This is a genomic window from Pseudomonas sp. MDT1-16, from assembly GCF_054898115.1.
Map to the genome: position 1 here is coordinate 49,082 of NZ_CM142717.1, position 20,543 is coordinate 69,624.

16 protein-coding genes are annotated in these 20,543 nt (G+C 61.2%); all 16 read right to left on the reverse strand.

Annotation, left to right across the window (positions count from 1 at the left end; genetic code table 11):
- Positions 1 to 82: 82 nt before the first annotated feature.
- The gene (locus ACYZT3_RS00245) at positions 83 to 1,084 is read right to left on the reverse strand and encodes a serine/threonine-protein kinase (protein ID WP_462031258.1); all 1,002 of its coding nucleotides are present in this window, start codon (positions 1,082 to 1,084) and stop codon (positions 83 to 85) included.
- Positions 1,081 to 1,809: a PP2C family protein-serine/threonine phosphatase gene (locus ACYZT3_RS00250; RefSeq protein WP_282376242.1), complete on the reverse strand. Its 729-nt coding sequence runs from the start codon at positions 1,807 to 1,809 to the stop codon at positions 1,081 to 1,083. The genes ACYZT3_RS00245 and ACYZT3_RS00250 overlap by 4 nt, the downstream gene beginning before the upstream one ends.
- Positions 1,809 to 5,345 carry a type VI secretion system membrane subunit TssM gene (tssM, locus tag ACYZT3_RS00255; RefSeq protein ID WP_462031259.1) on the reverse strand — a complete coding sequence of 1,179 codons (3,537 nt, stop codon included), beginning with the start codon at positions 5,343 to 5,345 and terminating at the stop codon, positions 1,809 to 1,811. The genes ACYZT3_RS00250 and tssM overlap by 1 nt, the downstream gene beginning before the upstream one ends.
- Before the next feature lie 13 nt (positions 5,346 to 5,358).
- Positions 5,359 to 6,234 carry a type IVB secretion system protein IcmH/DotU gene (icmH, locus tag ACYZT3_RS00260; RefSeq protein WP_282376244.1) on the reverse strand — a complete coding sequence of 292 codons (876 nt, stop codon included), beginning with the start codon at positions 6,232 to 6,234 and terminating at the stop codon, positions 5,359 to 5,361.
- 5 nt (positions 6,235 to 6,239) lie between these two features.
- Positions 6,240 to 7,571 (reverse strand): type VI secretion system baseplate subunit TssK, encoded by a 1,332-nt coding sequence (gene tssK, locus ACYZT3_RS00265; RefSeq protein ID WP_282376245.1) that lies wholly within the window; start codon positions 7,569 to 7,571, stop codon positions 6,240 to 6,242.
- A 2-nt stretch (positions 7,572 to 7,573) separates the two neighbouring features.
- Complete coding sequence (gene tssJ, locus ACYZT3_RS00270) at positions 7,574 to 8,074, reverse strand: type VI secretion system lipoprotein TssJ (RefSeq protein ID WP_282376246.1); 501 nt, start codon at positions 8,072 to 8,074, stop codon at positions 7,574 to 7,576.
- A gap of 5 nt (positions 8,075 to 8,079) precedes the next feature.
- Positions 8,080 to 9,276: a type VI secretion system-associated FHA domain protein TagH gene (gene tagH, locus ACYZT3_RS00275; RefSeq protein WP_462031260.1), complete on the reverse strand. Its 1,197-nt coding sequence runs from the start codon at positions 9,274 to 9,276 to the stop codon at positions 8,080 to 8,082.
- Between the two features lie 17 nt (positions 9,277 to 9,293).
- Positions 9,294 to 9,434 carry a type VI secretion protein gene (locus ACYZT3_RS00280; RefSeq protein WP_092276060.1) on the reverse strand — a complete coding sequence of 47 codons (141 nt, stop codon included), beginning with the start codon at positions 9,432 to 9,434 and terminating at the stop codon, positions 9,294 to 9,296.
- A 93-nt stretch (positions 9,435 to 9,527) separates the two neighbouring features.
- Positions 9,528 to 11,048 carry a sigma-54 interaction domain-containing protein gene (locus tag ACYZT3_RS00285; protein ID WP_462031261.1) on the reverse strand — a complete coding sequence of 507 codons (1,521 nt, stop codon included), beginning with the start codon at positions 11,046 to 11,048 and terminating at the stop codon, positions 9,528 to 9,530.
- A 10-nt stretch (positions 11,049 to 11,058) separates the two neighbouring features.
- Positions 11,059 to 13,713, reverse strand: coding sequence for a type VI secretion system ATPase TssH (gene tssH, locus ACYZT3_RS00290; RefSeq protein WP_462031262.1), 2,655 nt, complete (start codon positions 13,711 to 13,713; stop codon positions 11,059 to 11,061).
- A gap of 13 nt (positions 13,714 to 13,726) precedes the next feature.
- Positions 13,727 to 14,734: a type VI secretion system baseplate subunit TssG gene (gene tssG / locus ACYZT3_RS00295; RefSeq protein WP_462031263.1), complete on the reverse strand. Its 1,008-nt coding sequence runs from the start codon at positions 14,732 to 14,734 to the stop codon at positions 13,727 to 13,729.
- On the reverse strand, positions 14,698 to 16,485 hold the full coding sequence (gene tssF, locus ACYZT3_RS00300) for a type VI secretion system baseplate subunit TssF (RefSeq protein WP_462031264.1): 1,788 nt from the start codon (positions 16,483 to 16,485) through the stop codon (positions 14,698 to 14,700). The genes tssG and tssF overlap by 37 nt, the downstream gene beginning before the upstream one ends.
- A 19-nt stretch (positions 16,486 to 16,504) precedes the next feature.
- Positions 16,505 to 16,912: a type VI secretion system baseplate subunit TssE gene (gene tssE / locus ACYZT3_RS00305; RefSeq protein WP_282376252.1), complete on the reverse strand. Its 408-nt coding sequence runs from the start codon at positions 16,910 to 16,912 to the stop codon at positions 16,505 to 16,507.
- 12 nt (positions 16,913 to 16,924) lie between these two features.
- Complete coding sequence (gene tssC / locus ACYZT3_RS00310) at positions 16,925 to 18,400, reverse strand: type VI secretion system contractile sheath large subunit (protein ID WP_462031265.1); 1,476 nt, start codon at positions 18,398 to 18,400, stop codon at positions 16,925 to 16,927.
- Positions 18,401 to 18,428: 28 nt separating this feature from the next.
- A complete protein-coding gene (gene tssB / locus ACYZT3_RS00315) occupies positions 18,429 to 18,932 on the reverse strand; it encodes a type VI secretion system contractile sheath small subunit (RefSeq protein ID WP_282376254.1) in 504 nt (167 codons plus the stop codon).
- 32 nt (positions 18,933 to 18,964) lie between these two features.
- Positions 18,965 to 20,521 (reverse strand): type VI secretion system protein TssA, encoded by a 1,557-nt coding sequence (gene tssA, locus ACYZT3_RS00320; protein WP_282376255.1) that lies wholly within the window; start codon positions 20,519 to 20,521, stop codon positions 18,965 to 18,967.
- Positions 20,522 to 20,543: the final 22 nt, after the last annotated feature.

The following is a 20,543-nucleotide window of genomic DNA, read 5'->3' on the forward strand; positions in this document are numbered from 1 at the left end:
TTTTTGACGCTGATGACTACCAAGTCATTGACGAAACGGATCGTTATGGCAGCTGTGTGTGGGAGACCTTCGAGTCTGCCGGTCACGCCCGAAGTTTCAGACGTTGCAGCAAAGACGATGTGGCGCCCATAGCGTCACGCAGTTGGGCGGCAGTGATCGTTCGATCTGCCGCATCGAAAGCCAGCGCCGTTCGCAGGGCTGGCCAGCAGTGTTTCGGTAGATTTCTGGGTGCGTGCAGCTCGCGTTCGAGGTGCCCGTCGCGGGCCTCGGTCGAGGGCAAGCGGCGGAACGGGGGTTTGCCGCCCGCCAATTCGTACAACACGCAGGCCACACCGTAGACATCTGCACTGGCCGACAGCAGCTGGCCCTCAAGCAGTTCGGGGGCGGCGTAGCGGGGGGTCCAGGCGTTGAAGCGGTGGCGGCTCAGGTGTGGCAGGCCGGGCAAGATGCCCTCCTCGGCCTGGCCCAGACCGAAGTCGAACAGGCGCACGCCTTCTTCGCTGAGCATGACATTGCTCGGCTTCAGGTCACCGTGCAGCACGCCGCGAGCGTGGGCGAAGGCTAGCGCGTCGAGCAGCGGCAGCGCGATGTCGCGCAGTTCTTTCCACGGCAGGCCCAGCGGCCGCTCGCAGAGTAATTTGTCCAGGGTCAGCCCACGCATGAGCTCCATGGTGATGAAGGCGCGCTGGCAATCGGTGTCCACTTCAAAGCTGTGCAAACGCAGCACGTTGTCGTGGCGCAGGCGTCGGGTCAGGGCAAACTCGCTGTAGAGCAAGGCACTGGCGTCCGGCGACTCGGAAAATTCTTCGCTGAGGATTTTCAGCGCGATGTAAGGGTCGGGATCGCCGAACTGCTCGCTCAGCAGATCCCGTGCACGGTAAACCGTACCCATGCCGCCTGCACCAAGCAGGCGCTCGATGCGGTAACGGCCTGCGAGTACGTCGGGCATTTCGCCGACGCTGGCCTTTGTTGGCGCCAGCGCGGGCTCAGCTTTATGCGACTTGGCGAACGCAAAGTAAGTCAGGTTATTGGCTTCCTCGTCGGTCACCAGCAGGTCGTCGAGCGGCGGCATGAGTTCAGTCATTGGCGGATCACCACAGCAGTCAGGTTGTCCCGAGCCGAGCCCCGCAAAGCGCCATCGAACAGACGCTCCAGCGCGACATGCGGCGCGGTCAGGCTCAAGGCATTACCCATCGCGTCGCTGCTCAGCCCGTTGTACAAACCGTCGCTGCACAACAGAAACGTATCGCCCGGATAAACTTCGAGTTCGAGCACATCCAGCGTCAGCACATCGGCCGCCCCAACCGCACGAGTCAGGGCATGGGCCGACGGATGCGCGCGGGCGTCTTCGAGACTCATTTGTTGCTCGTCGATGAGTTGCTGTTGCAGCGAATGGTCTTTGGACAGTTGGTACAAACGCTGGCCACGCCACAGGTAGCAACGGCTGTCGCCGGCCCAGATGCAGGCCGCGCGATTGCCTTCCACCAGCAGCGCCACCACGGTGCTGCCCATGATGCTGTCATGGCGCCCGGCGGTGACGGTCAACTCCTGACCCAAGCGGCGATTCAACCAGTGAAGGCACTGGCGAATGCCTTTGAGTCGTTCGTCGAAATCGTCTTGCACCGGCAATTCCGCCAGGCTGGCGACGATCAACTGGCTGGCGATGTCGCCACCCTGATGACCGCCCATGCCGTCCGCGACCACCCACATACCCTGCCGTGGACAGTCCAGAAAAGCATCTTCGTTGCGCGCCCGAACCTTGCCCGGATCGGTACGCGCAGCGCTGCGCCAGGGACTGGCAACCCGCATCAGAGCTGCACCGGCATACGGAAGGTACGCAGCACGCCCATGTCGAACGGGTTCGGTGTGCGCTGGCTCGACAGCAAGTAGTTGGCGCGCAGGCCGCCTACGTCAGCTTTGAGTACCAGCACATCGCGACCGCTCAGGTACTCGGTCTGCATCAGGTCGAACAGACGGAACAGTGACCATGGGCCGGTGTTCTTCTCGATGCCGATCGGGCGGCCGGCCATTTTGTCGAGGACCAGGCTGGTGCGACCGTCTTCAGCGTCGGTCGGCCATTTGAACGACACTGGCACAATCGGGCCGTGGCGGTATTCGATGGTCTTGTCGCCAAACTTGAACTCGGAACGGCTGACGGCCGGGTCGAGGGTGTACGGCTCCAGTTTGAACTGCACTTGCGGCTCGGCCGGGTTGATGGCGAAGAAGCTCTGACGGATCACTTGTGCGGCGGCCATCTGATCGAGGTAGACCTTGGAGATCGGCATGCTATGACCGTCGATGCTGCGCAGACGGTAGTTGCCTGGATCGCCACTCACGAACGGACGCATATAGTTCTCGAAGAAGCGATCAGCAATACCCTGGGCCTTGAAGAACTCACGGAAGTCGCTGATCGCAACATCGCTGGTGCTGTGGGCGCTGAATGGATAATGCTTGTTGATCGCCTTGCCGTAGAAGCTGTACAGCTCGCGCTGATAACGCTGGTTCAGGTACTGGTAGGAATCGTTGAGCACCAGGCGCCAGGTGTCTTCGGCCAACACGTTGAACCACACGCTGACGGGGCGCGGCAGACGGTTCGACGCGTTACGCAGGTTGCTCAGCGCATCGCGCTGGCCGCTCATGCGAGTCTTGGCCATTTCGAACGCAGCCTGTTCTGGCGCGCTGGCACGGGCCAGGCTTGCCAGTTGCAGTTGCAAGTCGTTGAGCGCATTCAGTGCCGGAGTCAAATCAGCGGCAGGGCCGTTGTTGTCATCCAGCAAACGGTGCAGCGGTTCGAAGCGACGTTGCAGGGATTTCTTCGCGGTGTCGGGCAGCTGCTTTGCCATATTAGCCGCCATGTCCGACGCTTTGCCCGCTGCAGCAGCAGCCAGTTTGCCGAGCTTGCCGCCCTTCTCGCCCAGATTGTCAGCCGCATCGGCGGCTTCATCGGCGCTGTCCGCGATCACCGGGAAACGGGTGTTCTCACGCACTTCCACCAGCAGTTGCAGCACTGGGGAGTTGGCGGACGTCAGGCCAGCCAGTTGCTCGGCGCCTTCACCGGCGTCGTTGATCGGTGGCAAGGCAACCTGGCCGACCGCTTCACTCCAGAAGTTGGCGTAGTCGCGGAAGTACAGTTGCTCCAGCTCGACCATCAAGCGACGAAGGTCCATGCCGCTGATGCCCGCGCCTTCACCCAGCACCCAGTTATCACGCAGGATGTCGGTGACCAGCGCACTGCCCTGAATCGAGAAATACTGCTGATAACCCTGTTGGGTGTAGAAGCCCGGAATCACGTAATCGGTGCCGACAAACAGCGCACCTTGTGACCCCAAGTGTTGGCTGAAGCGGTATTCCGGCAGATTGCGAGCCTGCTCGCGCAGCATCCGGTAAACCACGTTGGCCAGGGACTCGCTACGCAAGACCTGACGCGCCTGGGCCACCAGTTGATCGTTCAGCGGGTAGATAAACGGTTGCTTGAGCAAGCGCTCGAAGTGCGTGTTCAGACCGTTCTGCACCGCGGTATTGCCGGCGTAACGCAGGGACCAGTCAGTGGCGACCCAATCCTTGAGCCATTCAGTGTCGCGACGATCTTTCATGTTCAGCATCAGGTACGCACGCAGGCTGTTGAGCAGGCGTTCGCGGTCCTTCATGTTGGCGCGGATCTGCCCTTCCAGCAGCGTGGCGACTTTCGGCAGCAGTTGCGCTTCGAGCTCGCGCTCGTAAGCCGCCCTGACCACCGGATTGACGTCTTCGCCCTGATACAGGCCGCCACGTTCGTGGTACGACACGTCACCCTTGTTCGGGAAAACCTGAGTCGCCGCGTAGCTGCTGTCGAGAGGTTTCAGTACGGCCATGGAATCATCACGCGCGGTCAGGGCCGAGCGTTGTTGCGTCCAGTTGGTCGCCAGGTCGCGCAGGTTTTCCAGACGCTCGTAGTTGGCCGAGAAACCGCCCGCCCACAGCATGCCGAACAGCGCCAACGACGCCAGAGCGCCGACGTACAACGCACGCTGGCCCCAATGGATGCGGCTGCGCTCGCGCTTGTCCAGACCGGCCAGATCAGCCTCGGGGAAAATCACTCGGCTGAGCAAGTGGTGAATGAAACGCGAACGGCCGCTGCGCAAGGTCGGCAGCACGCCGACGTTCATGCCCAGATTGGCGCCGATGCCGGCGGTGTCCGGGTCCATTTCCTCAGTCAGGTGCGGTGCGCTGGTCAGGTAGAAACCGCGCAACTGGCTGACACGCTGGTAGCGGTTGCCGGTGAACGCCATGTCGACGAAGAGGCACAAGCGCTCGCCGATCTGCCCCAGTTGGTGCGGGAAGTCGAGGATGCGACCGCGGCGCTGGGTGTCGCGCTCCTGGTGCATGCGCATGATGACCTGGCTGTTCAGGCGACGCAGCAGTTCTTCGAACTCGCTACGCAACACAGCCACATCGGTGCCGCTCTGCTTTTTGCGGAAGCTGGTACCGAGCACCTGATCGCTTTCTTCGCTAGTCAGCTGATCGAAGAACTCGTCGAAACCAAGCAGCTTGTCAGCCTTGCTCAGCACCAGGTAAACCGGCACATCGACGTGCAGTTTCTGATGCACGTCCTGCAAGCGTGCACGCACCTGGCGAGCCAGGGTGTCGAGGTCTTGCTCGGTGTTGCCCAGCAGGGTTTCCACTGGAATGGTCACCAGCACGCCGTTCAACGGACGGTTGCGGCGACGCTTGCGCAGCAGGTCGAGCAAGGTGCGCCAGGCGCTGCCATCGACTTCAGCATCCGGCAGGGTCAGGTAACGCCCGGCGGTGTCGATCAACACCCCGTGGTCGGCGAAGTACCAGTCGCAATGACGGGTGCCAAGGGTGTCGCGGGTCAGCTTGCGGTCGATCTTGTTGATCGGAAACTCAAGGCCAGAGAAGTCCAGCAGGCTGGTCTTGCCGCTGCCCTGTGGACCGATCAGTAAGTACCAAGGCAAATCGCTGCGCCAGCGCTCGCTGCGACCGCGATAGAGGCTCGAGTTCTTCAGGGTTTTCAACGCATCCTTGAAGCGCACGCGAAGCTCTTTCTGCTCTTCGTCGATCAGCTCTTCACGGCGGATACGGTCCTGGCCGTCTTCAGTGTCTTCGATGGCTTTCTTGCGTACGCCAGCGCGCCAGCTAACGAAGACCATGCTCAGGCCCCAGATCAGGAACAGCACACTGATGGTCAGCAGGCGGGAGGTCGAACCTTCCCAGAACTTGTAGTCATTGACCGCCAGCAGCGGCCCGACGAGCCACACCAGCAGCGCGACAAACAGCACCACCAGCAAGGTCCAGACCCAGGTCTGGCGCAAGAATGCGCCGACTTTCTTGAAAAACTTTTTCATCACACGTCCCTGTTTACGGCTGCGACTGCGGCGCAGCGGCGGCCGGATCTAGCGGCTGATAAGGTTGCAGAACGGTTTCGCGTTGCTCGCCCAATACCCAGGCAAAACCCGAGTACATCACCACCAGGCAAACCACGGTGAACAGCACCACCATCCGAGCCGGCACGATGCGCACGAGGCTGCGGCGCTGATCGTTCAAGCCTTCCCAATGCGGCGACAGTTCCCGCGGCATGTCGCCGCGCAGTTGGCGAATCTGGCGATACAAGGCGTCGCGGATGCCTTCGAGTTCGAGCATGCCGCGCGCTTGCACGCGGTACTTGCCCTCAAAGCCCAGCGACAGACACAGGTACATCAGTTCCAGCATCGACAGGTGCTTGACCGGGTTTTTCGACAGGCGATCCAGCAGCTGGAAAAACTTCTCGCCGCCGAAGGTTTCGTTGTGGAAGCTGCTGAGCAGGCTCATCTGCGACCATTCGCTTTCGTTGCCCCACGGCGTAGTAACGACGGCTTCATCGACCACGGTGCAAAGCACGTAACGCGCGGCCATTACCTGGCTGCTTTCGGCGCCGTTGTGCAGCGCACGGACTTCGAACAGTTTCAACCCGGCCGTCAGTCGCTCGTTGAGCGCGTACAGGTCTTCGCGGGTGTCGCTGTGCTTGAGTCGCACCACTTCCGACAACAGGTCGGACGCTGCGGCTACCAGCGAGTTGAGGCTGATGTTGAACGCTTCGGCCGGACGCAGGCGCGCGGCGTAAATCATCCGTTCTTCGAGCTGTTCGAAACGCGGTGGTGCGGCGAAATCTGTCAGCGGACTCGAAGCAGGGCCGTGGCCCTGACGGTCGAGCAGGACGGTTTTATCGTCCTGGTTATGTTCCATGTCCTTGATCATGTCGGTCAGTTCCTGATGGCCCAGAATTTCAGTTCAAGCTCGGCAAATTCGCCCGATACGTGGAACGCGAAGCCGCCGGAGCGCTCAAGTTGCGCCAGGTCTTCGGAACTGAGTTCGAGAATGAAATAGGTTTTGTTGGAGTGGAACGCGATCTGCCGCGGCGCCACCGGCAACGGTTTGACCTTGATGCCCGGCAGATGCAGGTTGACCAGCTGGCGGATGCGCTCCACCGGGCCGACCTTGAGGTGCGCCGGCAAGCGATGACGCAGTTCTTCGCCATCGCAGTTGGCACTGGCGGCGAGCACGAACGAGGCCGAGCCCAGCAGTTTGTGGTCGTGCAACGGCGAGACGATGATCCCGTACTGACGCGCTTGCAGGACCAGTTCGATGGCGTGCTGCTCGAGCACCATCGACAGCACCTGACGAATCGCTTCCATCAGTTTGCGGAAGCTCGCGCCCTGATCGCTGTGCTGGTAACGGCTGTCCAGACGCGGGCGTTTGCTGTCGCTGGAGAAGGTCGCCAGATCGCCGAGCATGGTCAGCAGCGTGCGGTACAACTCTTCCGGGTGAACCTGTTCCAGGCCGAGGTAGTGGCGCAGCAGCAGTTCGGTGCGGTTGATCAGCTGCAGCATCATGAAGTCGCCGACCTCCGCGCCACCGACTTTGCCGTTGGAACGGATCCGCTCGGCGATGGTGTCGCCTCGGTGGCCGAGCATGCTGATAACTTCCTTGAGGCACGACAGCAGGTAACTGGACGAGTGCGCCTGAAGGAAGGTCGGGACGAAGTCCGGGTCGAGGCTGATTACGCCGTCGGGCGTGGTGTCGAGCACTTCGCAGATCTTCAGTTTCACGTAGGCCTGGTCGCTCTGCTGCTCGCCGAGCAACAGTTTGAAGTCCGGACGGCCGCAGGTGACCTGGCTGGCAGAGTCGTCGCCGGCGTTGGAGTCGGCGACTTCCGCTTCGTACGCGGTATAGCGCGCCAGCACGTCGGATTGATCCGGACGGCGCGACTCGATGTGGTTGCCGGTGACCAGTGGCAGTGCCAAGTAGATCGGCGTATTACCGGTGTTCGGCGGCACGTCGAGGGCCAGCGGCTCGGTGTTGCCGCCGAGTTCGAACAGGCTGCCGTCCGGCAGAATCCCCGAGGCCTGGCTGATCACCAGTTTGCCCATGTTGAGGAACTGCAAGTCGATGTCCAGGTTCAGGAAGCCCCAGGTGTAGCTGCCCAGCAACTGAGTGCGGGTTTTCATCTGGTGGTCGTAGTAGCGATCATTGTGCTGGAAGTGCTGCGGGCGCAGCAGCATGCCTTCCTGCCAAATCACTTTATGGGAATTCATGATCAGTCATCCGCCTTGGCGAGCGTTTCGTTGCTATTGCGGATACCCGCCTGGTCGAGGGTCAGATCAGCGTTGGTGACGTCCACCGGAGTGATTTGCACCGTGTAGCGCCATTTGGTTTCCGGCAGATCGCGGTAGGCGGCAAGGATGCCGACGTAACGACTGCCCTCCTCCACGCTGAGTTTCATCTCCACGGTTTCACCCGGGCGCAGCTCGATTTCTTCGCTGGCCACCAGGTCCGGGGCCAGGGATTCTTTGGCGCGCTCATACAGGCTGAAGAAGTCAGCGTTCTCGAACGTCACCGGATGCTTAAGCTCGAACAGACGCACAACGATTGGCGACGGACGCCCGTTGAGGTCCGGGTTCAGCTGATCGCTGGCAGTCAGCTTCAGGTTGAGCTTGGTGACGTTGGAATACGGCGACAGTGACGAGCAACCGGCCAGCAGCACGAGGGCCGCGAACGCCGTCAGCGTCTTGAAAAAAGCGGTCGAGCAGCGAGACATGCGCATCATCCTTGGTGGTCGGTGTGAAGGGTGGAAATCAGGCGGATCTGTTCTTCGTAGGCCTGGGCGAAGTCGCGGGCCAGCAGGCGCTCGCTCCAGTCATCGTCCTGACGCAAGGCCTGGTGATAACGACCGTAAGCTCTCCAGCGGCTGCCGGACGTGGCGAGCAACGGCTTGTTGTCGCGCTCGAATCTCAGGGTCAATTGCTGTGGCGAGAAGTGCTCCAGCGTGCCGCGAACGGCAGCGCGGCTAGCGGTCAACAGGGCGACCTGATGCGCCTGCAAATCGCGGAACGCACGGGAGATCGCCTGCTCGGCCGGCAACTGACCCGGCTTGTTCGGCTGCAACAGAATGTCCAGTGCTTCACCGGCATCGACGGCAAATTTGAGCGGGTTTTTGTGGGTGCCTTGCACGGTAGTCTGGGCCAGACGCAGTTCGTTTTTCAGCTCGCTGCGGGTGCGCAGGCTCTGCTGCAAACCGCCGACGCTTTGCTTGAGCAGGCGTGCAGCGTTCAGCGCCAGGGCTTCACGGGCGTCGTGGTCGAGGTCTTTGAGGTCTACTCCCAGCGCCGCGCCGAAGTGTTCCCAGAAACCTTCACTCTGACGCTCGACCGCTTTTGGCGGCGGGGCCGGTGCTGGCTCTGCCGGGGCGTTGATCAGCTCCGGGACCATCAGGCTTTCCATGTCGATACGTGCGTAGTCGGCCCGCTGACGGGTGTCCTCGAGGGTGGTGCTCGGGGAGATCAGTTCGTCGATTTCCGAATACACGCGCTCTTGCTGATCGAGGGCATTCAGCGGATCAAGGTCCAGAAACGCATCGTCCGGAATGATGCTGCCTGCCGCTTGCGGACGGCCGACTTCTACGTCGAAGGCCGCCGGGTCGCGAACCAGCCGCGCACGGATCTCGAAGTCACCCAGCACGTAGACGCTGCCGTGCTCGATGCGCATCGCTTCGCCCTTGCGCAGGCGCGCGCCGCTTTCGCTGTCCTGGATACCGTTGCTGCTGGTGTCGGTCAGAAAAAACGTGCCTTCGCGGTAGCTGATCAACGCGTGGTGGTTGGACAGGTGACGCTTGCGGTCGGGAATGATCCAGTCGCAATCCTCGCCCCGGCCGATCAAGCCGCCGGCCTGTTTGAAGGTCTTCTGGCAAAAATCCGTGGGCACGAACTGCTTGGTGTTCAGCATTTCGAAAACCAGTTCCATGGTGATACTCCTTGCGGTCACTTGCCGCGATTGACCGCCTGCGGATCACCCAATGGGCGATAGGTGTTGTCGTTGAATTTGTAATTGCCGCTACAGCCGCCGAGGCCGCAGAGAACGACGAGGGTCAGCAGGACGGCTTGCCAGTGACGAACAGGCATCAGAGGGTCTCCAGGGGTAGACAAAGTACAAAGCACCGACCCGTTTGGGCGGTGCTATTAAAAGCGGATGCGGTGAAGTCGACGGTCTTTTGCCTAGCCATCGAAATCACCGAGGTTGATATTCAGGCGCCCGAGGCGGTACAGCAGCGTGCGGCGTGGCAGCCCGAGTTCGCGGGCCGCGAGGGTCTGGTTGCCGTCGTTTTTGCGCAGGCAATCGAGCAACAGACTGCGCTCGACCTGCTCCAGGCGTTCGCGCAGGTTCAGGCCGCTGCTGTCTTCCGGCATGGCGTCCATGCGCAGAGAGAAATGCTCGGCCAATAATTCGCCGCCCTCGCACAGCAATACCGCGCGTTCGACCAGGCCTTTGAGCTCACGCACGTTGCCGGGGAAGGCATAACCGGACAGGTGATCCAGCGCCGCATCGGACCAGCGCACCGCATCGCGCTGCAAGAACGAGCAAGCCTTGTCGGCGAAGTGCCGTGCGAGGTCGAGGATGTCGCCTTCGCGCTGGCGCAACGCCGGCAATTCGATCGGGAATTGCGCGAGGCGGTAGTACAAGTCCTCGCGGAATCTGCCTTCACTGACCAGCACCGACAAATCCCGGTGAGTCGCGGCGATGATGCGCACGTCGATCTTGTGGGTGTCGTTGGAACCCAGCGGGCGGATCTCGCCTTCCTGCAGAACCCGCAACAGCTTGGCTTGCAGGGACAGTGGCATGTCGCCGATTTCATCCAGCAGCAAGGTGCCGCCGTTGGCCGCGTCGAACAGGCCGGCGCGATCTCGGTCGGCGCCGGTGAACGCACCTTTACGGTAGCCGAACAGTTCGCTTTCCAACAGGTTCTCGGGGAACGCCGCGCAGTTTTGCACGATGAACGCCTGGGAGTGTCGCGGGCCGCAATCGTGTATCGCCCGCGCGACCACTTCCTTGCCGGTGCCGGTTTCACCGCGCAGCAGCACGGTATAAGGGCTGTGCAGGACTTTGCTGATCAGCGAACAGGTCTGGCGCATGGCTGAACTCTTGCCGATCAAGCCGTAACCGCTGGCGCTCGGGACGCTGACCTTCGCCGGTCGTGCATCACCGGTCGGTTGACGCAAACGTTGCAGCAAATGCAGTTGGCCAAGGACGAACGAGCCCAGTTGACCGAGGGAATCAGCGAAGCCTTGCAGGTCGATGTGCCGGCGACTGGCACACAGCAACAAGCCTTCGACGGCCTTCCGCTGATTGACCAGCGGCACGCACAACAGCGACTGCCAAGGCGTGGCCTGAGGCGGCAGAAAACTGGTTTCGTGCAGGCTGCCGCTCAGCTCGCTGAGGCACACCGCACGGTTCTGGCACAGGGCGAATTGCAACAGTTGCTCACCGTTGTAATCCGCCGGCAGGCTCGCCGCTTCCCGGGGCTGCAGGATGCCGTTCAGGCACTCGGCGTTCATTCCCAGGCACGTGTGGGTCGCGTCCAGCAGGTACAACTGCGTCAGCTCACAACCGCTGAGCGCGGCCAACCCGCGCACCAAGTCACCCAGCAGTGCCGCCCCGTCCGCCGCCCGCGACAAACTGGCGAACTGCGCCAGCAAGGCTTCGGCATAGACCAGCGGTTGCGGCACTTGAGTGAACATCACACCCACCTCAGGCGAACTCGCAGGTCACGCTGGCGTTGCCGTCGAGCGTCGCGTGGACACGCTTGAGGCTTTCGCCTGTGGCCATCGCATCGAGCAAGCGGTCGGCCACCAGCGGCAGCACGTGCAGGTCGAGTAAATGGTCGATCAGGCGCGCGCCGCTGTCGCTCTGGGTGCAGCGTTCGGCCAAGTGATCGACGAGGTCCTGCGAGTAGGTGAAATCCAGCTGACGGCGGTTCAGGCGCTCGCCCAAACGATCGAGTTTGATTTCGATCAGCTCGCGCAGCACCGGGCCGCCCACCGGGTAGTAAGGCACCACGCGCATACGCGCCAGCAGCGCCGGTTTGAAGTGCTTGCTGAGGACCGGACGAATGGTTTCTTCGAGGACTTCGGCCGATGGGCGTGCGCCGTTTTCGCAGAGTTCGCTGATGCGGTCGCTGCCCAGGTTCGAGGTCATCAGGATCAGCGTGTTGCGGAAGTCGATCTCGCGCCCTTCCCCGTCGTTGGCCACGCCTTTGTCGAAGATTTGGTAGAACAGGTTGAGCACGTCCGGGTCGGCTTTCTCGACTTCATCGAGCAGGATGACGGAGTAAGGCTTCTGGCGCACGGCTTCGGTGAGCATGCCGCCTTCGCCGTAACCAACGTAACCCGGCGGTGCACCGATCAGGCGCGAGACGGTGTGTTTTTCCTGGAACTCGGACATGTTGATGGTGGTGATGAAGCGATCACCGCCGTACAGCAAATCCGCCAGGGCCAATGCGGTTTCGGTCTTGCCGACGCCGCTCGGGCCGACCAGCAGGAACACGCCGACCGGTGCATCAGGTTTGTTCAGACCGGCAGCGGTGGCGCGCATCGAGCGATCCAGTGCGTGAACCGCTTGTTCCTGACCACGGATGCGCGTGCGCAAATCAGTCGCGAAGCTCGCGACCTTGGCATTGTGCTCGCGGGCCAGTTGCGCCAGCGGCACGCCGGTCCAGGCGCTGATCACTTCAGCCACCAGACGCGGGCAGACTTCGAAGCTCACCAGACGCTCTTTGACCTGAGCCTCGGTCAGGGCGTGGTGGGTTTCGTTCAACGCAGCCTCCAGGGACGCGACGCTTTGCGCTTCGTCCCCTGACACTTCGAGGGTTTCGATCACGGTGCCTTCGGCGTCTTCTTCAACCGTGACGGTTGGCTCGACGGAGGCGACTTCACGGGCCTTGGCCAGTTGCTGACGCAGGTCCAGCAGGCGCTCGGCCAGTTCTTTCTGTTCGCTCCAGAGGGTTTCCAGCGCGACCCTCTCATCTTCGGCTTCGGCCAGACGATCTTCCAAAGCGTCCAGTGCTTCGTTATCGATCAACAGACCGGCCTCGGCATCGCGACGCAGGGCCTGACGCTGACGGCCACCTTCAGCCAGTTCGCCACGCAGACGCTCCAGGCTTTCCGGTGCGGCGGCAAGGCTGATGCGTACGCGGGCGCAGGCAGTGTCGAGCACATCGACGGCTTTGTCCGGCAGCTGACGGCCCGCGAGGTAGCGAGCGGACAACTCGGCCGCCGCAACCACCGCGTCATCGCGCAGGTAGATGCCGTGGCTCTTCTCGTAAACCTGAGCCAGGCCACGGAGGATGGTCACCGCTTCGCTGACGGTCGGTTCGTGCAGTTGCACCGGCTGGAAACGACGGGCCAGGGCCGGGTCTTTTTCGAAGTATTTTTTGTACTCCGCCCAGGTGGTGGCGGCGATGGTGCGCAACTCCCCACGGGCCAGGGCTGGCTTGAGCAGGTTAGCCGCGTCGGAACCGCCGGCATTACCGCCCGCACCGATCAGCGTGTGGGCTTCGTCGATGAACAGGATGATCGGTTTCGGCGAGGCTTTGACTTCGTCGATCACGCCTTTGAGGCGACGTTCGAACTCACCTTTGACGCTGGCGCCCGCCTGCAACAGGCCCATGTCCAGCGACAGCAGCTCGACGCCTTTCAAGACTTGCGGCACTTCACCGGCCGCAATGCGCGAAGCCAGGCCTTCGACGATGGCGGTTTTACCGACGCCGGCTTCACCGACCACGATCGGGTTGTTTTTGCGGCGACGGGCAAGGATGTCGACCATCTGACGGATCGCGCCATCGCGGCACAACACCGGGTCAAGTTTGCCGTCGCGGGCCTGTTGGGTCAGGTTGTGGGTGAAGCGCTCCAGCAGCGATTCGCCGGGCACGGCCGTTTTACCCGTGGCCGGTTGCTCTTTTTGCGACAGGGTGAATTCTTTCAGGCGCTCGATATTTAGTTTGGCCAGCAACGGCTGGTAGCGGCTGCCGGCGTAGCGCATCGGATTGCGCAGCAACGCGAGGATCAACGCGGCTTGCTCGACTTGGCTTTGGCCCAGTTCAAGGTTGGCCACCAGCAACGCGTCTTGCAGCCACTGCACCAGTTCCGGGGCGAACACCGGGTTACGCGAGGCGCTGTGCTCGACCCGCGATTGCAGCGCGGCGCTCAGTTCACCGGCATCGACGTCGGCGTCTTGCAGCGCGCGTGCGAGCAGGCCTTGCGGGCGCTCCAGCAGGCCCAGCAGCAAGTCTTCGACGAGGATTTTGCTGCCGCCACGGGCGACGCAGCGCTCGGCCGAACTTTCCAGATCTCGGCGGGTTTCGGCGTCCAGCGCCTGGATAAGTTGTTGCAGGTCTACGTTGATCATAGGTCTCACGTCCTTAATGAATTTTGCTGCCCAGGGTCACCACGCCGTCCGCTTTTTCGCGGCCGAGCCAGCTGGTCCATCCCAGGCGACAAGCGTTCTGCTCACCGATGCGCAGTTCGCGGATTTCTTCCTGGCGCAGGACCAGGCGAATGTCGTAATCGAGCGGGTCACGCAGGGTGAACCGCACCAGCGCGCACAGCGGCTGGTAGCCGAAACCGATCGGCAGGAATTCGTGAAAGCGTTGCCAGTCGAGCTCACGGATGTGAATGCGGAATTTGCCGCTGCGGTCGCGCACGTGTTCGCCCAGCACCAGGTCTTCGCCAAGCACGCTGTTGGCGCGGCCCAGACGATTGCGCTGCTCATCGAGAATTTCGACGCGACGCTCGATGCACTGCTCGATGGTCAGTTCGGCGTGTTTGAAGTAGTAACGCAGCACCGCTTCGATCAGCGCCGCCGAGTGCGCCCGCAAGCTGAGCAAACCGAGGTACGGCAGCAGGCGTTTCCAGTTCAGCTCCTGGGCCTTGCGGATCTCTTCGCCACCGAGGCCGATCAACGCAAACAGTTGCGAAGAAAACGGGTCAAGGGCGCCGCTTTGGAAGCTCGCGCGGTAGCGGTACTTGCGCCAGATCGGCAGCATCAGCCGTTGCAGGCGATGGTGGAACAGGTCGAGAAAGTTGCGGGTCGGGTTGCCGTCTTCGCTATCGCCCAAGGCCTGTTCGCCGTAGAACGCCGGCAACGGCGAACCGGAACCGACCAGGCCGATCAGGTTGAAACGCAAACGCGCACGCATCTGCCCGTGCTCTTCGAAAAACTCCACGCGATCGACATCACTGCCGGGGAAACCCAGGCTCGGATTGGCCTGGAATTCCAGCTGGTCGTACAGATCGTCTTCGCTCAGGTACGGGTGCGCCTCGCGCAACCGGTCAACCACCAGCAGCACGGCCTGAAACAGCGAGTACTCGCGTATTACCCGGGTCAGCCCGCTTAAAGCAGGGGTTGCAGACCCATACGTGGTGTCCATTGGTACACCTCTCCCTGTGTGCTTTTTACCCGCAGCTCGTGGTACGAATTGAGACTGGCGTAAAGCGCGAAAAACTCGTTAAGAACCGAAGCGAACACGAACAGGTCGCCCTCTCCGATATACCCTTGCGGGTCGATGGTCAGCTCGGTGCGCAACCCGCGTACCGGCAACCCTCGGTGCAATCGGTCGACGTGTTGGTGCTTGATCGACTTGAGCCCGCCCAGCAGGCGTTTACTGACTTTTTCCGCGTGTTGGTCGTAGTAGCGCGGCAGGTCGTAGGTTTCGAGAATCACCTTCAACGCATTGACGTCGGCCAGCGACAGATAGTTAAGCGACATGTTGCTGATCAGCTTCCAGAGGAAGTCACGGTTCAGCGGCGGCGCATAACTGGGAGTGGCCGGGGTGATGTTGCGAAAACTGAGAAACTCCGGCGTCTCTTCGCACGCCTGGCTGATGTCGCCGAGCTTGAGCTTGCGCGGCAGGTTCTGGTTGGTGCACATCAGCTCGATCGACAGGGTTTCATAGGCTTCGGTGTGGCGAATGCCGAAGCTCAAGTAAGTGTCGAGGCCGTCGTGCAACGGGGACGAACGCTGGCGGATGCTGTAGTGCGGGCGGCTGTTGGGCACGTCGAAACTCGGGTCGTGCTCGAACGATTCGAACGGCACGTACTCTTGATAACCAAGGCCGCCGGGCTTCCAGCCGGTGACGGTTTCCACGGAAAACACGCCGCAGTTTTCCAGGCCAAATTCGGCCGGCAGCAGCAGGTATTCGTCCTGTTTGCCGTCGAGACGGATCGGCAACGCATCGTGTTTGAACAGATTGACGATCGGCGTGCAGTAGAGCTTCACGTTGTCCAGGGTCGGACGCAGACGCTGGATACCGCTCTTGCGAATGTCGAAGCGTAATTCCAGACCGCGCACCTGTTTGAGGGTGTCTTCCGGCAGTGCCTTGAGCAGGTCCAGACCGTTGATATCGACGAACAGGAATTTGTCTTGGAAGGCGAAGTATTCTTGGAGGTAGCGATAGCCGCGGAAGGTGTTCAGCGGATACGGGATCAATGCTTCTTCTTCGGCAAAACCCACCGGCTGCACGCGGTCGCCAGGCATCTTGAACGCCATTGGTGTGCCGTTGACGCCGTTGATCGGTTTACCGGCGCCGTCCAACGGAACCAGTTCGATGCCTTCCAGGTTGCGCAGCAGGCTCAGGTAAAGCATCTGACTGATGTAACGCTCACCGGCAAAGTGCAGACGCAGACGGCTCAGTTCCAGCTCACCAAGGTGACCGTCAGCGCTCATCTCCAGACGCAGGCTCAACAGCGAACCGTCGCCCTTCACCGAGTAATTCAGCGCAGCCAGATCCAGCGGCAAGACTTCGGTCGGGTAGCAGGTGCGGAACCGGCAACGTACGTCATCGATCGGCACACTCTCCACCGGCGTATCGCGCGCCACCATCAGCGCAGGACCCGATCGCTTCAACGGGTCGAACTGCAGAATGCTGAATGCCGGCAGCGGCCGCATGTAGTTGGGCCACAGCAGGTGCATCAGCGAGTGGCTGAGCTCCGGCAGTTCATCGTCGAGCTTCTGGCGCAGGCGCCCGGTCAGGAAGGCAAAACCTTCCAGCAACCGCTCCACATCCGGATCCCGCCCGGCCTGACCCAGAAAAGGCGCCAACGCCGGGCTACGCTCGGCGAATCGACGACCCAACTGGCGAAGTGCGGTGAGTTCGCTTTGGTAGTAGTGGTTAAAGGACACGGGGGTTACCTGTAAGTCGTTAGCTGACGCTGACCTGACCGCTACCATCCAGGCGTGCGGCGAAACTGACCTGGCGTTTGAAACCATCAACTTCCAGCAAGCCTTCGATGCTGAAGGACAGGCGAAGCTGATCGTGGTCACGCGGCAGGGAAATGACACGCACATTGCTCAGGCGTGGCTCGTAGGCTTCGATGAAATTTTCGATGGCCAAGCGGGCCTGACTCAGGGAGTCGTGCAGGCTCAGACGCATGTCATTGAGATCGGGTAGCCCGTAGTCGGACAGCGTTTGCACGCTGCCCGCACGGGTGCTGAGCATCTTGGCCAGATGGGCAGCCACGGACGCCATGGCGCAAACCTCGCGGCTCCAGCCGACGCGTTTGTCCGCGTCGCCACCCAGACGTTCGAAAAGGCTGCCGTATCCAGTCATGAGTCGCTCCGCTTACTCTTTGTCCAGCTTGCCAACCAGCGACAGGGTGAAATCGGCACCCATGTACTTGAAGTGCGGGCGCACGTTCAGGCTGACGCGGTACCAGCCAGGCTCGCCTTCAACATCGCTGACGATGATCTGGGCAGCGCGCAGTGGACGACGGCCACGCACTTCGGCACTCGGGTTTTCCTGGTCGGCCACGTACTGGCGGATCCACTTGTTGAGTTCCAGCTCGAGGTCGGTACGTTCTTTCCACGAACCGAGCTGCTCGCGCTGCAGCACTTTCAAGTAGTGAGCCAGGCGGTTGACGATCATCATGTACGGCAGTTGGGTGCCGAGCTTGTAGTTCAGCTCTGCCGCTTTACCTTCAGCGCTGATGCCGAAGAATTTCGCCTTCTGCACCGAGCTGGCGGAGAAGAACGCCGCGTTGTCGCTGCCTTTGCGCATGGTCAGGGAGATGAAGCCTTCCTCGGCCAGTTCGTATTCACGACGGTCGCTAACCAGTACTTCGGTCGGAATCTTGGTTTCGATTTCGCCCATGCTTTCGAAGTGGTGCAACGGCAGGTCTTCAACCGCGCCACCGCTCTGCGGGCCGATGATGTTCGGGCACCAGCGGAATTTGGCGAAACTGTCGGTCAGCTTGGTGCCGAACGCGTAGGCGGTGTTGCCCCACAGGTAATGCTCGTGGCTGTTGGCGACGGTTTCTTTGTACACGAACGATTTGACCGGGTTTTCTTCCGGGTCGTACGGGTTACGCAGCAGGAAACGCGGCACGGTCAGACCAACGTAACGAGAGTCTTCCGACTGGCGGAAGCTCTGCCATTTGGCGAATTGCGGGCCTTCGAAGTGATCTTTCAGATCCTTCAGGTCCGGCAGACCGGTGAAGCTTTCCAGGCCGAAGAATTTCGGGCCGGCCGCTGCGATGAACGGCGCGTGAGACATGCAGGCAACGCTGGAGACGTACTGCATCAGTTTCACGTCCGGCGAGCTTGGGGACATGAAGTAGTTGGCGATAATTGCGCCAACCGGCTGACCACCGAACTGGCCGTATTCAGCGGTGTAGATGTGCTTGTACAGGCCAGACTGCATCACTTCCGGTGAATCGTCGAAATCGTCCAGCAGGTCTTCTTTGGAGACGTTGAGGATTTCGATCTTGATGTTTTCACGGAAGTTGGTGCGATCAACCAGCAACTGCAGACCACGCCACGACGACTCCAGGGACTGGAAAGTCGGGTGGTGCAGGATTTCGTCCATCTGGCGGCTGAGCTTGGCATCGATCTCGGCGATCATGCGGTCAACCATGGCTTTTTTGACCGGCTCACCGTTGTTCTGCGGCTTGAGCAGCTCTTCGATGAACGCCGACACTCCGCGTTTGGCGACGTCATAGGCTTCGTCGTCCGGCGTCAGGCGGGTCTCGGCGATGATGCTGTCGAGAATGCTGTATTCGCCGTTCTCTTTGCTCTTTTGCAGTGCTGCGCTAATGCTCATTGTGTTGGCTTCCTTGGCTGATGGAGACTCAGGCGTCCTGGGCTGCGGCGTTCAGGCCCAGCTCACCCAGTACGCGACCGCGGGATTCGTCGTCGGCGAGAACGCCTTCGATGGCTTTGCGGAACGCAGGCGCGTTACCCAGCGGGCCTTTGAGGGCCACCAGCGCGTCGCGCAGTTCCATCAGTTTTTTCAACTCAGGCACTTGCTCGACCAGGCTGGCCGGGTTGAAGTCCTTCATCGAGTTGACGCGCAGTTGCACGCCCAGCTCTTCAGTGCTGCCTTCTTCCTGAAGACGGTTCGGCACGTTCAACGTCAGGCTCAGCTCTTGCTTGGCCAGCACTTCGTCGAACGTCATTTTGTCGATGCTGATCGGCTTGCGATCTTCGACTTTGCGTTCGTCCTTGCGGTGGGTGTAGTCACCGATTGCCAGTAGCTTCAACGGCAGTTCAATCTCTTCCTGTGCACCACCAGTGGCAGGTTTGAAAGTGACGTTGATGCGTTCCTTGGGGGCTACCGAGCCTTCTTTGGCCATGGCTTTTCTCCTTGCGGTTGTGGCCCTGGGGCCTATTCGAGTACCACTTCGAGATCGAGGTGGCACAGCCTGCGATAAATCTCTTCCTTGCGTTCACGTACGGCATGGTTCTGCGGTAACAACTCGCAACAGCTATGCAGTAAATGCAGCACTTCCAGCGCAAGATCGGGCTCCCAGGCGTGCAGGTCTGAGTCCTGTAATGTTTGGTCCAGGGTTTCGAGCTGGGTCTTGGCCAGTTCGTATTTCTTGGCCATGAAGCACAGCCGCGCGAGGGCGAACTGCCAGAAGAATCGGACGCGTCCGCCGTGGGCGCTTTGCAGGCCTTGCTTGAGGATCTGCACGGCGGCCTTGAGGCCGTCCTTGCGCAGGGTCGGCAGGACTTCTTCCAGAGCCACTTCCCAGGCCGGCTGGCTGTCAGCGACTTCGACCTTGCGCGGCGCACTGGCGCTTTGCAGGTGCGGCATGACGTGGGCGCTGACCCAGGCGCGGGTGGCGGGATCAGCAAACGGCGCACCGTCGTGGAAACGCAATTCGATGATGCCGGGCAGGCGCTGAATCAAAAGCGCGAAGTGGATTTCCACTTCGCGCATAGCCATCTCGGCGTTGAGCCCCTGAAGGCATTCCCAGACCATTCGCTGGCCATCGAACCAGAACGGCGCCTTCGCCAGGCTCGCCTCCAGCTCCACCAGCAGGTCAGCGTATTTGGCCTGGTCGTAACGGTCCTGGCAGGCCTTTAGCTTGTCGGCTGGCAAGCCGCGCAGAGCAGTGATTTGCTCGGCATTGCGCTCGGGCACCGCGTCGATGGGCAACCACAACAGTGTGCGATTAAGGCGCAAGGCGCGCAGGTCGGTGGCTTTCTGCTTGAGCCACCAGGCACACAGCGGACGGGCGTTTTCTTGCTGGGCGCGCAGGGCCTTTTGGGCTTCTTTCTCGTTGTCGATCGGCGCGCCGGGCGTGAACAGCTGCGTGGCGGCCTGCTTGACCTGGGCCACGGCGGCCCCTACCACACCGGGCTCTGGCTGGTTGTCAGCGGCGCGCTGGAGCATGTTTTTCAGGCGACGGGAGATCGGCAGCAGTAACGGCGCATCGTCGCCCAGGTGTTCGGTGCAGGCGCCATCGAGGCCCTCCAGATGTTCCATCAGACGGCGGAACAGCGGCAGCTGCTCTTTGATCGCAATGTTTTCGTTCAGCACCTGCTCAAGACGCGGCACCAACCAACTGATGGCCGCCGAGCGGGTGCGGGACTTGTTGGGATGAACCTCGGCCCAGTGGTTCTCGCACAGGTGGTGCAGAAGTCCGAGGCCGGCCAGCAGCCCCTGGAAGGATTCGCGCTGGTACAGCGCCCAGGTCAACCACGCGCCAACACGCAAATCCTTGGATTGAGTGCGGAGCAGGTTTTCGCTGTTTTCGCGGATTTTCAGCCAGTCGGTCTGACCGCTTTCGTGCATGGACTGGGCTTTGCCCAACTCGCTTTCCAGTGCTTCATATTCGCTCGAAAAGCGAACATCCTCGCCCGCGAAATTCTCTTTGGAAACAGAGGCTTTTGCGAGTTCAAGGTAATGGGCGGAAAGTTTGTTTGAGTAGGACATCCGTGTTCTTTAATTAGGTTTA

Bases quoted from the DNA above. Each gene is read 5' to 3' on its own strand.
- ACYZT3_RS00245 (WP_462031258.1), bottom strand. From the start codon at position 1,084: ATGACTGAACTCATGCCGCCGCTCGACGACCTGCTGGTGACCGACGAG.
- ACYZT3_RS00285 (WP_462031261.1), bottom strand. From the start codon at position 11,048: ATGTTCACTCAAGTGCCGCAACCGCTGGTCTATGCCGAAGCCTTGCTG.
- tssC (WP_462031265.1), bottom strand. From the start codon at position 18,400: ATGAGCATTAGCGCAGCACTGCAAAAGAGCAAAGAGAACGGCGAATAC.
- tssK (WP_282376245.1), bottom strand. From the start codon at position 7,571: ATGAATTCCCATAAAGTGATTTGGCAGGAAGGCATGCTGCTGCGCCCG.
- icmH (WP_282376244.1), bottom strand. From the start codon at position 6,234: ATGATCAAGGACATGGAACATAACCAGGACGATAAAACCGTCCTGCTC.
- tssG (WP_462031263.1), bottom strand. From the start codon at position 14,734: ATGGACACCACGTATGGGTCTGCAACCCCTGCTTTAAGCGGGCTGACC.
- tssJ (WP_282376246.1), bottom strand. From the start codon at position 8,074: ATGTCTCGCTGCTCGACCGCTTTTTTCAAGACGCTGACGGCGTTCGCG.
- tssM (WP_462031259.1), bottom strand. From the start codon at position 5,345: ATGAAAAAGTTTTTCAAGAAAGTCGGCGCATTCTTGCGCCAGACCTGG.
- tssB (WP_282376254.1), bottom strand. From the start codon at position 18,932: ATGGCCAAAGAAGGCTCGGTAGCCCCCAAGGAACGCATCAACGTCACT.
- ACYZT3_RS00250 (WP_282376242.1), bottom strand. From the start codon at position 1,809: ATGCGGGTTGCCAGTCCCTGGCGCAGCGCTGCGCGTACCGATCCGGGC.
- tssH (WP_462031262.1), bottom strand. From the start codon at position 13,713: ATGATCAACGTAGACCTGCAACAACTTATCCAGGCGCTGGACGCCGAA.
- ACYZT3_RS00280 (WP_092276060.1), bottom strand. From the start codon at position 9,434: ATGCCTGTTCGTCACTGGCAAGCCGTCCTGCTGACCCTCGTCGTTCTC.
- tssA (WP_282376255.1), bottom strand. From the start codon at position 20,521: ATGTCCTACTCAAACAAACTTTCCGCCCATTACCTTGAACTCGCAAAA.
- tagH (WP_462031260.1), bottom strand. From the start codon at position 9,276: ATGGAACTGGTTTTCGAAATGCTGAACACCAAGCAGTTCGTGCCCACG.
- tssE (WP_282376252.1), bottom strand. From the start codon at position 16,912: ATGACTGGATACGGCAGCCTTTTCGAACGTCTGGGTGGCGACGCGGAC.